13 protein-coding genes are annotated in these 13,290 nt (G+C 67.5%); 6 read left to right on the top strand and 7 right to left on the bottom strand.

Annotation, left to right across the window (positions count from 1 at the left end):
* The first annotated feature begins 32 nt into the window (after positions 1-32).
* Complete coding sequence (locus ACQG3P_RS09750; protein WP_426804925.1) at positions 33-581, top strand: hypothetical protein; 549 nt, start codon at positions 33-35, stop codon at positions 579-581.
* 21 nt (positions 582-602) lie between these two features.
* Here the strand turns inward: ACQG3P_RS09750 and hmgA are convergent, their stop codons facing one another.
* The gene (gene hmgA / locus ACQG3P_RS09745; protein WP_426804924.1) at positions 603-1,904 is read right to left on the bottom strand and encodes a homogentisate 1,2-dioxygenase; all 1,302 of its coding nucleotides are present in this window, start codon (positions 1,902-1,904) and stop codon (positions 603-605) included.
* A gap of 23 nt (positions 1,905-1,927) precedes the next feature.
* A complete protein-coding gene (gene hppD, locus ACQG3P_RS09740) occupies positions 1,928-3,043 on the bottom strand; it encodes a 4-hydroxyphenylpyruvate dioxygenase (RefSeq protein WP_176472606.1) in 1,116 nt (371 codons plus the stop codon).
* A gap of 129 nt (positions 3,044-3,172) precedes the next feature.
* Between hppD and ACQG3P_RS09735 the strand changes: the two genes are divergently transcribed.
* Positions 3,173-3,664 (top strand): MarR family winged helix-turn-helix transcriptional regulator, encoded by a 492-nt coding sequence (locus ACQG3P_RS09735; RefSeq protein WP_068854306.1) that lies wholly within the window; start codon positions 3,173-3,175, stop codon positions 3,662-3,664.
* A gap of 95 nt (positions 3,665-3,759) precedes the next feature.
* Here the strand turns inward: ACQG3P_RS09735 and ACQG3P_RS09730 are convergent, their stop codons facing one another.
* The 4 genes from ACQG3P_RS09730 to ACQG3P_RS09715 form a co-directional block, all read right to left on the bottom strand.
* Positions 3,760-4,854 carry a hypothetical protein gene (locus ACQG3P_RS09730; RefSeq protein WP_426804923.1) on the bottom strand — a complete coding sequence of 365 codons (1,095 nt, stop codon included), beginning with the start codon at positions 4,852-4,854 and terminating at the stop codon, positions 3,760-3,762.
* Positions 4,855-5,033: 179 nt separating this feature from the next.
* Positions 5,034-5,639, bottom strand: coding sequence for a thioredoxin family protein (locus ACQG3P_RS09725; protein WP_426804922.1), 606 nt, complete (start codon positions 5,637-5,639; stop codon positions 5,034-5,036).
* Positions 5,640-5,647: 8 nt separating this feature from the next.
* A complete protein-coding gene (locus ACQG3P_RS09720; RefSeq protein WP_210131231.1) occupies positions 5,648-7,150 on the bottom strand; it encodes a peptide MFS transporter in 1,503 nt (500 codons plus the stop codon).
* 242 nt (positions 7,151-7,392) lie between these two features.
* Entirely contained in the window at positions 7,393-8,271 is an 879-nt protein-coding gene (locus ACQG3P_RS09715; RefSeq protein ID WP_217538317.1) for a tryptophan 2,3-dioxygenase, read from the bottom strand.
* Between the two features lie 336 nt (positions 8,272-8,607).
* On the opposite strand from ACQG3P_RS09715, the gene pdhA reads away from it, so the two are divergent.
* From pdhA to ACQG3P_RS09695, 4 genes are read left to right on the top strand one after another with little or no spacing between them, the layout of a single operon-like run.
* Complete coding sequence (gene pdhA / locus ACQG3P_RS09710; protein WP_068854311.1) at positions 8,608-9,690, top strand: pyruvate dehydrogenase (acetyl-transferring) E1 component subunit alpha; 1,083 nt, start codon at positions 8,608-8,610, stop codon at positions 9,688-9,690.
* Complete coding sequence (locus ACQG3P_RS09705) at positions 9,683-10,750, top strand: alpha-ketoacid dehydrogenase subunit beta (RefSeq protein ID WP_068854312.1); 1,068 nt, start codon at positions 9,683-9,685, stop codon at positions 10,748-10,750. Before pdhA ends, ACQG3P_RS09705 begins: the two co-directional genes overlap by 8 nt.
* Position 10,751: 1 nt before the next feature.
* Positions 10,752-11,105 carry an SH3 domain-containing protein gene (locus tag ACQG3P_RS09700; protein WP_068854313.1) on the top strand — a complete coding sequence of 118 codons (354 nt, stop codon included), beginning with the start codon at positions 10,752-10,754 and terminating at the stop codon, positions 11,103-11,105.
* Positions 11,102-12,511, top strand: coding sequence for a dihydrolipoamide acetyltransferase family protein (locus ACQG3P_RS09695; RefSeq protein WP_426804921.1), 1,410 nt, complete (start codon positions 11,102-11,104; stop codon positions 12,509-12,511). Before ACQG3P_RS09700 ends, ACQG3P_RS09695 begins: the two co-directional genes overlap by 4 nt.
* Before the next feature lie 74 nt (positions 12,512-12,585).
* On the opposite strand, the gene ACQG3P_RS09690 is transcribed toward ACQG3P_RS09695, so the two are convergent.
* Positions 12,586-13,218, bottom strand: a complete 633-nt coding sequence (locus ACQG3P_RS09690; protein ID WP_426804920.1) for an NAD-dependent dehydratase — start codon at positions 13,216-13,218, stop codon at positions 12,586-12,588.
* Positions 13,219-13,290: the final 72 nt, after the last annotated feature.

Here is a 13,290-nt window from a genome sequence, read left to right as displayed (position 1 = left end):
AGGCTTGGCCTGCACCGCTTCGACCCACGCCCATGCAACCGCGCAAGACCGACCTCGCCCGTGACGCCCTGCAGGCCCACCGCGCGCCCCTGGACATGCGCCAGCGGCGCCTGCTGATCCTGTGCGATGGCCAGCGCGACCTGTCCCAGCTCACCGCGATGATCGGCCCGGAAGCATCGGCCATGGTGATCCAGCTGATCCAGGCAGGCTACCTGATGTCCTCCGCGCCGCCCGAGCCCATGCCGGCGCCGGTGCCGGTGCCGGTTGCACCGACCGCTGCGGGCCCGGCCCCGGCCAGTGCTGCGCCCGCCACCGAGCGCCGCCGCTCGCTGGTGGCCGCGCGCATCTACCTGCTGGGGATTCTCGAGCTGCAACGGCACCCACAGGCCGCCGCGTTGTTGCACACCCTGCAGCAGGCGCGCAGCGACGAGCAGGTGGTGGCCGCGCTGGGCAGTGCCCTCGACGCGCTGCCCGGGCTGACCTCCGCAGGCTATTGCGAGCGCGTACGCCAGCGCCTGTTCGAGGTGCTGCCGGAGACACATCTGGCACAGCTGGAGCAGGCCGGCGCGGTCGCCGGCTGATCGCCGCCGTCGCGGCCGTGATTACGCCTGGAAGTTCTTCTTCAGGTCCTGCCAGCAGTGCTGATAGCCACGCTGGCGGTGCGCCGCGTCCATCGCCTGCGCGGTGGGGCGAATCACGCCACGCGTTTCGAACATGAAGGCCATGGTGTCCTTGATCACGTCGGGCCGGCTCAGATCGGCAGCGGACGCTTTCTCGAACGTGGCAGCATCCGGGCCGTGGCCGCTCATGCTGTTATGCAGGGAGGCGCCACCGGGCACGAAACCTTCGGCCTTCGCGTCGTAGGCGCCGTGGATCAGCCCCATGAACTCGCTGGCGATGTTGCGATGGAACCACGGCGGCCGGAAGGTGTCCTGGGCCACCAGCCAGCGCGGCGGGAAGATCGCGAAATCCATGTTGCTGGTGCCCGGGGTGTCGCTGGGCGAATGCAGCACCAGGAAGATCGACGGGTCCGGGTGGTCGTGGCTGATCGAGCCGATGGTGTTGAAGCGGCGCAGGTCGTAGCGGTAAGGCGCGTAGTTGCCGTGCCAGGCCACCACGTCCAGCGGTGAGTGATCGATGTCCGCACGCCACAGCTGGCCCTGGAACTTGGCGATCAACTCGAAGGCGCCCTCGACGTCTTCGTACGCCGCGTGCGGCGTTTCGAAATCGCGCGGGTTGGCCAGTCCGTTCGACCCGATCGGGCCGAGGTCCGGCAGCTTCAGCAGCGCACCGAAGTTTTCGCAGACGTAACCGCGCGCCTGCCCATCCGGCAGTTCCACGCGGAAGCGCACCCCGCGCGGGATCACCGCGATCTGCTGCGGTTCGATCTCGATCACGCCCAGCTCGGTCAGCAATCGCAGGCGTCCCAGTTCCGGCACGATCAGCAGTTCACCATCGGCGTCGTAGAAGTAGCGCCCCTGCATGTCCGCAGTGGCGGCATACAGGTGGATGCCGACGCCGCCATGCGCGTCGGGCGAACCATTGCCGCCCATGGTGTACAGGCCGTCGACGAAGTCGGTCGGCGCGGTGGGCAGCGGCAGCGGATCCCAGCGCAGCTGGTTGGGCGACACCGCCCCCTGCGCGAAATCGCCGTGCAGGCGCGGCTGCGCATAGGGCTGGAATTCCCCATGCGTGACCGCCGGGCGGATCCGGTACACCCAGCTGCGCCGGTTGCTGCCGCGCGGCGCGGTGAACGCCGTGCCCGACAGCTGTTCGGCGTACAGGCCATGCGCCACCCGCTGCGGCGAGTTGCGGCCCACCGGCAGCGCGCCGGGAACCGCTTCACTGGCGAACTCGTTGCCGAAACCGGTCTGGTAGCCGCGCGATTCGAGGGAGGTGGGCATGGTCGGAGGTCCGTTTTCGTGGATTACAGCACGCCGCGCTTGATCTGGTCGCGCTCGATGCTTTCGAACAGCGCGGTGAAGTTGCCTTCGCCAAACCCTTCATTGCCCTTGCGCTGGATGATCTCGAAGAAGATCGGGCCGATGCAGTTGGTGGTGAAGATCTGCAGCAGTTTGCGCTGCTTGGTCTCCGGATCCGCATCGATCAGGATCTTGTTCTTCGCCAGCCGCGCCACGTCTTCACCATGGCCGGGCACGCGCATGTCGATGACCTCGAAATACGTTTCCGGCGTATCCAGGAACGCCACGCCCTGCGCACGCATCGCCTCGACGGTGTCGTAGATGTTTTCGGTGAAGCAGGCGATGTGCTGGATGCCCTCGCCCTTGTAGGCGTCCAGGTATTCGTTGATCTGGCTCTTCGGGTCGGACGATTCATTGAGCGGAATGCGCACGATGCCATCCGGTGCGGTCATCGCCTTGGACACCAGGCCGGTCTTGAGGCCCTTGATGTCGAAGTAGCGGATCTCGCGGAAGTTGAACAGGCGCTCGTAGTAGTCCGACCACTGCTGCATGTTGCCGAAGTACAGGTTGTGGGTCAGGTGGTCGATGAAGGTCAGGCCGAAACCGACCGGATTCTGGTCCACGCCGTCGATCGGTGCGTAGTCGGTATCGAACATGCTGCCGGCGGCGCCATAACGGTCCACCAGGTACAGCATGCAGTCGCCGATGCCCTTGATGACCGGGGCCGGCACCGCCTTGGTGTCCGGCTTGAAGTCGATCGCTTCGGCACCGTTGCCGAGCGCCATCTGGAACACCTCATCGCCCGGCTTCTGGAAGCGGATGGCGAAGCCACAGGCGCACGGGCCGTGCTTCTCGGCGAAGTCCGAGGCGAACGAATCGGGCTCTTCGTTGACCAGGAAGTTCACCCCGCCCTGGCGGTACACGGTGATGGCGCGCTGCTTGTGGCGCAGCACGGCAGTGAAGCCCATCTTGCGGAAGTATTCGTGGAGCTCGGCGCCACGACCGGCCGGCGCGGCGAATTCAACGAATTCGAACCCGTCGATGCCCATCGGGTTCTCGAAGGTGGTGACCTGCATGCCCGGGTTGGGGGCGTGCGACGCGGTTGCGGGCTGGCTGCTCATGACGTGGCTCCAAAGCGGCCCACCCCCGGAAAAAAACCAGGTGCGGGCGGAAGGCAGACCCGCGAGAATGCGGAGTCCGGAAAGAAGGTTATAGTTTCACATGAAACCACCATCAAGGTGCACCGCAGCATGAGCCCACCCGATCCCAGCAGCCAGACCATCCGTGCCACGCACGCCCTGCTCGACCTGGAGCAGTTCCTGCCGTACCGGTTGAGCGTTTTGTCCAATCGGGTCAGCGGCAACATCGCCAAGCTGTATGGGGACCGTTACGGCCTGGCGATTCCCGAATGGCGGGTGATCACCATCCTGGCGCTGTACCCGGGCTCATCGGCGAGCGAGGTCTCCGACCGCACCGCGATGGACAAGGTGGCGGTCAGCCGGGCCGTGGCCAGACTGCTTGAACGCGGCTTCATCAAGCGTGAAACCCACGGTGATGACCGCCGTCGTTCGGTGCTGGCGCTGTCGGCGGCCGGGTTCGAGGTCTACGAGACCATCGCCCCACTGGTGATCGAGATCACCCGCAAGCTGATGTCGGTGCTGAGCGAGGACGAGGAGCAGATGCTGGAGAAGCTGATCCTGCGCTTGGCCGGCGAAGGCCTGCAGCGGATGGATGAGGGCTGACGGATGCGCGTACCGACCAACGGTCGGTACCTGCCGAGGGCTTGCCGACGGCGGTCATGCCGTTCGGTAGGTGACGACCGTTGGTCGTCACGCCGTCAGCTGAGGTGCTTGCGCCTGGCGTGTACCCAGGGGGCGGCCAACGCGCCGATGGCGCCGGCGGCCAGGCCCAGCGATGCCGCCACCGCAGCGGCTTCCAGCGCGCCCGGAAGGGCCAGCGCGGCGATCACCAGCAGCGCGGCTGGCAGCGCGATGAAGGTGGCCAGGAAATAGCGCCAGCGCGGCGCCCAGGTCCCGACCTGGAGCAGGCTGACCGGCATCCAGGTTTCGCCCGAGGCATCTTCGGCGATCTTGGCGACCACCTTGGGCAGGTCCACTTCGACCGGACCCTTGCCGGTGCGGGCGGTGGCCAACGCGCGCGCCACCTCGTCGACCGACGGATACGACGTCGGCCACGCCACCGGCGCAGCGACCCCATAGGCGGTCAGCAGCGGCACGCTCAACCACGGCGCCAGCAGCGGCCGCAGCTTGCGCCGGTCCAGCACGCACCAGACCTGGGCGATGCCATTGGCCACCACGCTGTACAGGGCCAACTGGCCCGGCTCCGGGTACGGCAGCACGTGTACCCGCGCCGCCATGCTGGTGTAGCCCATATCCCGCAGGAAGCCGGGCCGGGCGCGGCCCTCGTGCGCCCAGGCCAGGCCCAGCGGCGCGACCAGATAGGCCTCCGCCGGGTCCTTCACGCCTGCCGTGGCGCGGTCGTCGCTGGCCAGGAAGAATGCCAGCGATTTCGGTTCGGCCACATCGGCCTGGCTCCAGCGCCCGCTGTCGCCCAGCACGTGCTTGAGCGGCAGCCGCGCGGGCGCGGTTTCGGCCTTGGTGGCGTTGTGCAGGTAGGGCAGCACCGAGAGCACGAAGCCCTGCAGGTCCACCCCGCGCGTGCCGGTGCCCTGCCATTCGCTGGGCAGCAGGCCCAGCAGCGCCGGGTTGCGGGCCAGTTGGTCGAGTTGGGTCTTCTGTTCGACCAGCTTCTGCACTGCCGCCTTGAGAAGCACGTTGTCGGGAACCGACACCTGCGGCAGGCGGTACAGGGTGGCGGCAACGTCCGGGATGTCGGTTTCGCCAGCATGGGCCGACGCGTCGTCCAGCAGCACCTCCGCTGGCGGCAGGCTTACGCCGGTCGGTGCGTCCAAGGTGCTATCGGAAGTTCCAGGCTGCATGCGCTTCGATCCATGAGGTCCTTGGAAATAGCGGCAGGAGACCGGGCAACTGTAGAGCGGACCCGTGGTCCGCTGGCGTTGATTCATCCGTTGCGCCAAGCGCAGCGGACTGACAGTCCGCTCTACCGGCGTGGTCTGCAGGGTGCGTTTTTTCAGGGCGCCTTCGGCGGCGCCCATTCCTTCATGAAGGCGAAGAAGCGTTCGCGGTTGTAGCCCTTCGGCTGGCCCTTGTCGGCTTCCAGCTCGCCGGTGAACTGCGAATGCAGCAGCGTGCCCTGCGCATCCAGCACGAACAGGTGCGGGTAGCCCTTGATCTGCGGGAACTGCGACAGGAACGCGGCGTTCTCGTTGTCTTCGCTGTAGTTGACCTTCATCCAGACGTAGTTGGCATCGCGGAAGCTGCGGATCTCCGCATCACCCTCGATGAACGCATCCAGCAGGTGGCACCACGAGCACCACTCCCCACCCACGTCCAGCACGATCCGCTTGCCGCCACGCTGGGCCTCGACCTTGGCCGTGGCCAGGTCGGCGACCGGGTCGCGGGCCGGATCGAACTGCGCGTTGAGCCCGGCAACCGCGGCGACATCCGCCGCGGCCGGGGTGTTGCCCGAGGCCACCGGCTGGCTGGGATCGGCCACCGGTGCTTTCTGTTCGGTGGTGTCCACCGGCTGCGCAGGCGCGGCGGTGGGTGCCGACGGCGAGCAGGCGGCCAGCAGGCCGGCCACGATCACCGGGGACCACCACGTGTTCATGCGCATGGCGGGCCTCACTTGACGCCGTGCATCAGCTTGTTGATCAGCGGGGCGATCAGGAACAGCACCGCGCCCGAACCAATCAACGCCCAGAAGCCGAAGGTGTAGCCCTTCAGCGCGGAATCGACGGTCATGCCGCCTTCGCCGCTCACCGCGCCGGCAAAGATGCCCGACAGGTTGTTGCCGATGCCGGTGGACAGGAACCAGCCGCCCATGCCGAAGCCGACCAGGCGCACCGGTGCCAGCTTGGTCACCATCGACAGGCCGATCGGCGACAGGCACAGCTCACCGACCGACTGGATGACGTAGACCATGAACAACGTCCAGAACGGGATCTTGCCGTCCACGACCATCGACGACAGTGCCAGCATCAGCAGCGCGAAGGCCGCGCCGTTGAACAGCAGGCCCAGGCCGAACTTGCGCGGAATGGACGGATTGGCACGGCCCAGCTTGATCCAGGTCCAGGCCACGATCGGGGCCAGGGTGATGATCGCCACCGAGTTGACCGACTGGAACCACGCCGTCGGGAAGGTCCAGCCACCCAGGTTGCGGTTGACGATGTTGTCGGCCAGGAAGGTGAAGGAGCTGCCGGCCTGTTCGAAGAACATCCAGAACATGACGTTGAAGGCGAAGATGATCAGCATCGCGATCACGCGGTCGCGCTGCACCTTGCCCTCGCGGATGCCTTCCACCAGCAGCAGCACCGCCAGCGCCACGAACAGCACCCCGAGGATCCAGGCCAGCGCGGTGGCGCCGGTGGACAGCAGGAAGTAGGCGACCGGAATGGCGACCAGCGAACCGATGAACACCATCACCACGCGGCCCATGCCTTCGGCACCGGCCGGCGGCGCACCGATCCCCTTCAGGCCGGCGCGGCCGACGTAGAACCACACCAGGCTGAGCAGCATGCCGATGCCCGAGGCGATGAACACCATCTTGTAGGACGGCATCGCTTCGGTACCGAAGACCTTCTCGGCAAGGAACTGGGTAAGCACCGGGGCGATCATCGCGCCGACGTTGATGCCCATGTAGAAGATGGTGAAGCCCGAATCGCGGCGCTCATCCTTCAGGCCGTACAGCTTGCCGACCATGGTGGAGATGTTCGGCTTGAACAGGCCGTTGCCGATGATGATCGTGGCCAGGCCGAACTCGAACACTTCCTTGTTGGGCATGGCCACCATGAACAGGCCGGCGGCCATGATCACCGCGCCGGTCAGGATCGAGCGCTGGTACCCCAGCACGCGGTCGGCGACGTAGCCCCCGAAGATGGCCGCGGCATACACCAGGGCCAGGTAGGCACCGTAGGTGCGGCTGGCCGCAGCCTGGCCGGCCGCGTCGCCGTCGAAGAACTGGGCCACGATGTACAGCACCAGCGCCCAGCGGATCCCGTAGAACGCGAAGCGCTCCCAGAACTCGGTCATGAACAGCATCCACAGCGGGCGCGGGTGGCCCAACGTGGTCTTGAACTCCGGCAACGCCGGTTCGGGAACGGATTTCGCGGCGGCGTCTACGCTCATGCGGGATTCCTGGGTTCGGTGGAAGACATGCACGTCCGATGTGCGAAACAACGCGGGAGAATCCCAGAACAACGGCGTTCACGTCAAATACACACCGATGTGTGCAGCTGGCCGCATGGTCGCTGAACTTGCATCTGCAACTACCGCCGCGCAGCCGCCAGCGCAGCAACGGCGGGGCTTCCCGCACCGTACGGTGGATGCCACGGGAATACATGAATAGGCCCGGGAACCGGCCCGCCGGCTCAGGCGTCCGGCGGCATCGGATCGTCGTTGCGGATCGTGGTGCGCACCTGGAACAGTTCCGGGAAGAACGTCAGCTCCAACGCCTGGCGCAGGAACCCCACCCCGCTGGAACCGCCGGTGCCGCGCTTGAAGCCGATCACCCGCATCACGGTCCGCATGTGGCGGAAGCGCCAGAGCTGGAAGGCGGTTTCCAGGTCCACCAGGTCCTCGCACAGCGCGTACTCGCGCCAGTAGCGGTCGGTGTTCTGGTAGATCCGCTCGAACACCGGATGCAGCGCATCGTCGGCCACGTGCGGCTGCCGCCAGTCGCGATCCAGGTAGCCGGCCGGAATGGCGTGGCCGAAGCGGGCCAGGTAGCGCAGGAATTCCTCGTACAGGCTGGGCGCGTCCAGCACCTGCTGCAGCTGCGCCTGGCCTTCCGGGTCGTGCGAGAACACCTGCAGCATCTGCGCGTTCTTGTTGCCCAGCAGGAACTCGATGTAGCGGTACTGCAGCGACTGGAAGCCCGACGACGGGCCGAGCACGTCGCGGAACCCCATGTATTCCGACGGGGTCAGCGTTTCCAGCACCGACCACTGTTCGGTCAGCTGGCGCAGCACCAGCTTGCTGCGCGCCAGCACCTTCTGGCACTGCCAGACCTGGTCGCGCTGCAGGAAACCGATCGCCGCACGCAGCTCATGCCCCAGCAGCTTCAGCCACAGCTCCGAGGTCTGGTGCTGGATGATGAAGAGCATCTCGTCGTGGTGGGGCGGATTGGACAGCGGCTGCTGCGCCGAGAGCAGCTGGTCCAGCCGCAGGTAGCCGCCGTAGGTCAGGCGCCCCTCCAGGTCGGTGTGGATACCGGCTTCAAGGTCGCGTTGGTTCTTGTCGACAGACATGGCGGGGGCCGCTGGAGGGGGCCAAAAGGGTAGCGCACCGCCTGCACCTGCGGGGGGTGTCCGCCATGCGCAGGCGTGTGGTGGGCGGGCGGGGACCCGATTCTGCGCGGCAGGCCGGTGGGCCCCTGCCCCCGACCCCCCTCCGGCACGGTCCGCTCATGCCCCGTTGATACAACTGAATACGTTGAAGCCATTGGCCTTCCGGGCCCCTGATGGGGTATACCGGGCGGATGTCCCCCGGGACAGTTGCTGCGCCGCAGGACGGCTTTTTCGTACGCCTTCCTTAACATGGCAATTCATATCATTTGTAACTTCCTGTCGAAGGTGCAGTACGCAATGACGGTTGCCGCTGAGTTCAAGATCGAATACCTGCAGTACCTGGACACGGACGGCACGCTCGTCCGCGATGACCTGCCCGAAGCCCTGCGCGACCCGCGCGCGCTGCTGCCGATGTTCAAGCAGATGCTGTTCGTGCGCGTGTTCGACGGCAAGTCGATCGCGTTGCAGCGCACCGGCAAGCTGGGTACCTACGCCGCCTGCCTGGGCCACGAAGCCGCACATGTCGGCATCGGCGCTTCCATGCAGAAGGACGACGTGTTTGCCCCGTCCTACCGTGAGTACGGCGCGATGTTCATGCGCGGCGTGCGCCCGCGCGACGTCCTGATGTACTGGGGCGGCGACGAGCGTGGCAACGACTACGGCGGCAACGCGGCCAAGGACTTCCCGTTCTGCGTGCCGATTTCCACCCAGTGCCTGCACGCCGCCGGCGCAGCGCTGAAGTTCAAGCTCAACCAGGAAAAGCAGATCGCCGTGGCGGTCTGCGGTGACGGTGGCAGCTCCAAGACCGACTTCTATGCCGCACTGAACTCGGCCGGTGCCTACAAGCTCCCGTTGATCCTGTGCATCGTCAACAACGGCTGGGCCATCTCGGTTCCGCGTTCGGCCCAGACCGGTGCCGAAACGCTGGCGCAGAAGGGCCTGGCCGGTGGCCTGCACTGCCTGCAGGTGGACGGCAACGACCTGATCGCGGTGATGGCCGCCATGCTGCAGGCGCGCGAGCGCGCGCTGGCCGGCGACGGCGGCACCGTGCTGGAACTGATGACCTACCGCCTGTCCGACCACACCACCGCCGATGACGCGCGCCGCTACCGCGACGATGCCGAGGTCAAGGATGCCTGGCAGCGCGAGCCGATGCTGCGCCTGCGCAAGTACCTGATCGGTGCCGGCGTGTGGAGCGAGGAAGAGGAACAGGCCTGGACCGTGGAATGCGGCAAGCGCGTGGATGAAGAGGTGAACCTGTACCTCAACACCCCGGTGCAGCCGGTCGAGGCGATGTTCGACTTCCTGTATGCCGATCCGCCGCAGGACCTGCTGGCCCAGCGCGCACAGGCGATTGCTTTGGAGCAGCGCCATGGATGAGATCAAGAACGGCGCGCCCGGCGCGCAGACCAACGCCGCCGACAGCGCTGCCATCGCGCGCGGAGAAGAGAGCATGACCACCACGCCCATCACCCTCATCGAAGCCATCACCCAGGCGCTGGCGTGGGAGCTGGAACACGACAAATCGGTGCTGGTGCTGGGTGAGGACGTCGGCGTCAACGGCGGCGTGTTCCGCGCCACCGCCGGCCTGCAGCAGCGCTTCGGCGCCGACCGCATCCTGGACACCCCGCTGGATGAAACCACCATCGCCGGCCTGACCATCGGCCTGGCCGCGCAGGGCATGAAGCCGGTGGCCGAAGCCCAGTTCGATGGCTTCATGTACCCGATGGTGGACCACATCATCTGCCACGCCGCGCGCCTGCGTTACCGCACCCGTGGCCGCCTGCACTGCCCGATGGTGCTGCGCGTGCCGTGGGGCGGCGGCATCCGCGCGCCGGAACACCACAGCGAAGCCAACGAGGCGATCTTCACCAACGTGCCGGGCCTGCGCGTGGTGCTGCCGTCCTCGCCGCAGCGCGCCTATGGCCTGCTGCTGGCCGCGATCCGCGAACCGGATCCGGTGATCTACATGGAACCCAAGCGCATCTACCGCCAGTACAAGGAAGTGGTGGTCAACGATGGTGAAGCGCTGCCGCTGGACGTCTGCTTCGTGCTGCGCGACGGCACCGACGTGACCCTGGTGACCTGGGGCGCGCAGGTGAAGGAAGCGCTGGAAGCGGCCGACAAGCTGGCCGGCGAAGGCATCAGTGCCGAAGTGATCGACGTGGCCACGCTGCGCCCGCTCGACTTCGCCACCATCGCCGAATCGGTGGCCAAGACCGGCCGCTGCGTGATCGTGCAGGAGGCCCCCAAGACCGCGGGCTTCGGCGCCGAGATCGCCGCGCGCCTGGCCGAGGAATCGCTGTACGACCTGCTGGCACCGGTCGAACGTGTCACCGGCTACGACACCCACATTCCGCTGTTCCGCCTGGAAATGAAGTACCTGCCCAGCGTGGACCGGATCGTGAGCGCGGCCAAACGCGCGGTGGCGGCGGGCTGACATGCGGGCCAGACTTCTGGGCCCGTACCGCAGCCAGTACCCCAACCCGCTCCGGTTCCGCACCGGCCAGATCGTCGAACTGGGTGTTCGTGACGAGGAATGGCCGGCGTTTGCCTGGGTACGCACCGATGACGGGCGTGCAGGCTGGGCACCGGTGGCGTGGTTGCAGCTGCTGGACGATGGCCGCGCAGAGGCCCTGCGCGACTACGACGCCCGCGAACTGGACGTGGACAGCGGTGAAATGGTCAAGCTGCATCATGAACACGGCGGCTGGTGGTGGTCCGAACGCGCGAACGGCGCGACGGGCTGGCTGCCGGCCCGCGATCTCGAACTGCTGGAAGAGAACTGCACATGAGTGAGAACAAGAATTTCCACCTGCCCGACCTCGGCGAAGGCCTGCCCGACGCGACGATCGTCGAGTGGTTCGTCAAGGAAGGCGACGTGATCACGCTGGACGAGCCGCTGGTCTCGATGGAGACCGCGAAGGCGGTGGTGGAAGTGCCCTCGCCGTTCTCCGGCAAGGTACTGAAGCTGGCCGGCGGCGCCGGCGACATCATTCCCACCGGCAGCGTGCTGGCCCAGTTCGAACTGGACCCGAACCTGCCGCAGCGCGCCGATGGCCAGGACACCGGCCACAGCCATGGCCACGCTGCCCCGGCGGCCACGCCGAGCACCGGCCAGCCCGCCCCGGCCCAGCCGGACAAGGTGGTGGCCTCCGATGACGGTGGCGAGATCGCCAAGCCCGGCGCCGAGCGCGATGACGCCGGCACCGTGGTCGGCGCGATGCAGAGCTCCAATGCCGTGCACGCCGAACAGGCGGTGGCGGTCGGCGGGGTCAAGGCCGTGCCGGCCGTGCGTGCCACCGCGCGCAAGCTGGGCGTGGACCTGGGCCGCGTGCGCGCCACCGGTGCCGATGGCGCGGTGACCATGGCCGACGTCAAGCAGGCCGCCGCCGATGGCAGCGCCAAGGTCGGCGCCGCGCCGGCGGCAGCGGCCGCTGCACCTGTTGCAGCCGCTGCCCCGGTGGCCGCTGCCGCACCGGTCTCCCGCGCTGCCGATGCCCGCGCCCCGTTGTCGGCTGCGGGCAAGCCGATGCGTACCCAGCCGCCGGGCGTGGTGGCCAAGGGCCAGCCGGAACCGCTGAAGGGCGTGCGCCGCAACATGGCGCGGGTGATGGCCGACGCGCACAGCAAGGTCGTGCCGACCACGCTGAACGACGATGCCGACATCCACGCCTGGGTACCGGGCAACGACGTCACCGTCCGCCTGGTGCGCGCCATCGTGGTGGGCTGCCAGAAGGTGCCGGCGCTCAATGCCTGGTTCGATGGCGATGCGCTGACCCGCACCCTGCACGCGCACGTGGACGTGGGCATCGCGGTGGACACCGACGATGGCCTGTTCGTGCCCGCCCTGCGCAATGCCGACGTGCTGGATGCGCGTGGCATCCGCGAAGGCGTGAACCGCCTGCGCGAGCAGGTGGAAGCACGTTCGATCGCGGCCTCCGAGCTGAGCGGTTACACCATCTCGCTGTCCAACTTCGGCATGTTCGCCGGCCGCTACGCGACCCCGGTCGTGGTGCCGCCGTGCGTGGCCATCGTCGGTGCCGGGCGCGCCCGCCACCAGATGACCCCGGTGATGGGCGGCGTGGAAGCGCACAAGGTGATCCCGCTGTCGGTCACGTTCGACCACCGCGCTGCCACCGGCGGCGAAGCGGCGCGCTTCCTGCGCGCGATGCTGGACGACCTGGCCCTGGCGAACTGATCCATCCGCCCGGATGTGTCTGATGCGATGACGGCCACCCCAGGGTGGCCGTCATCGTTTTCAAGCATGGCGGATCACGCCAGTTGGGCGGATCCGATCACATGGACGCCAGGCTGTGGTTGCAGTGCCGCTTCGACCATCGCAGCGGCGATGCGCTCGGCGGGATTGATCCGCCACGCGCGGGGCAGCACCGGCCCCAGCGCGCCCAGTACCAGGCTGGCCAGGTGCTCGCCGGTGCGGCGTTCGCTGCGCTCACCGCCGATCAGCCCCGGTCGCACCAGGGTCAGCGACGGGTAGCCGAGACCGCGCAGGTCCTGCTCCAGCCTTCCCTTCACCTGGTTGTAGAAGATCCGCGACCCAGCGTCGGCACCTTTCGCCGAGTTCAGCACGAACGCGTGCGCGCCACGTGCCCGCGCCTGCGTCGCCACCTGGAGCGGGTAGTCATGGTCGATCCGCGCAAACACCTCGCGGCTGCCGGCCTGCCGGATCGTGCTGCCCAGGGCGCAGATCACCGCGTCCACCGCCCACCAGTCCGCCTCCAGCGGCAGCTGCTCGAAGTCCACCACCGGATTGAGCAGCGCGGGGTTGGACGTTCCCAGCGCACGCCGTGTCGGCGCCACCACCGCGTCGCAACGCGCGTCGTCCAGGAGGTGTTGCAGCACCTGCCCGCCGACCAGCCCGGTCGCGCCCACCAGCATCACCTTCATCGCATACTCCTGCCGTCCGATTCCCTACCATCGTGGCACAGCGCCGGGTTCAAGCCCGCGACACCGCCGCCG

Source organism: Stenotrophomonas sp. SrG (genome assembly GCF_050031795.1).
GTDB classification, from domain to species: Bacteria; Pseudomonadota; Gammaproteobacteria; order Xanthomonadales; family Xanthomonadaceae; genus Stenotrophomonas; species Stenotrophomonas rhizophila_A.
Note: the sequence above shows the minus strand (reverse complement) of the source record. Positions and strands in the feature narration are given on the sequence as shown.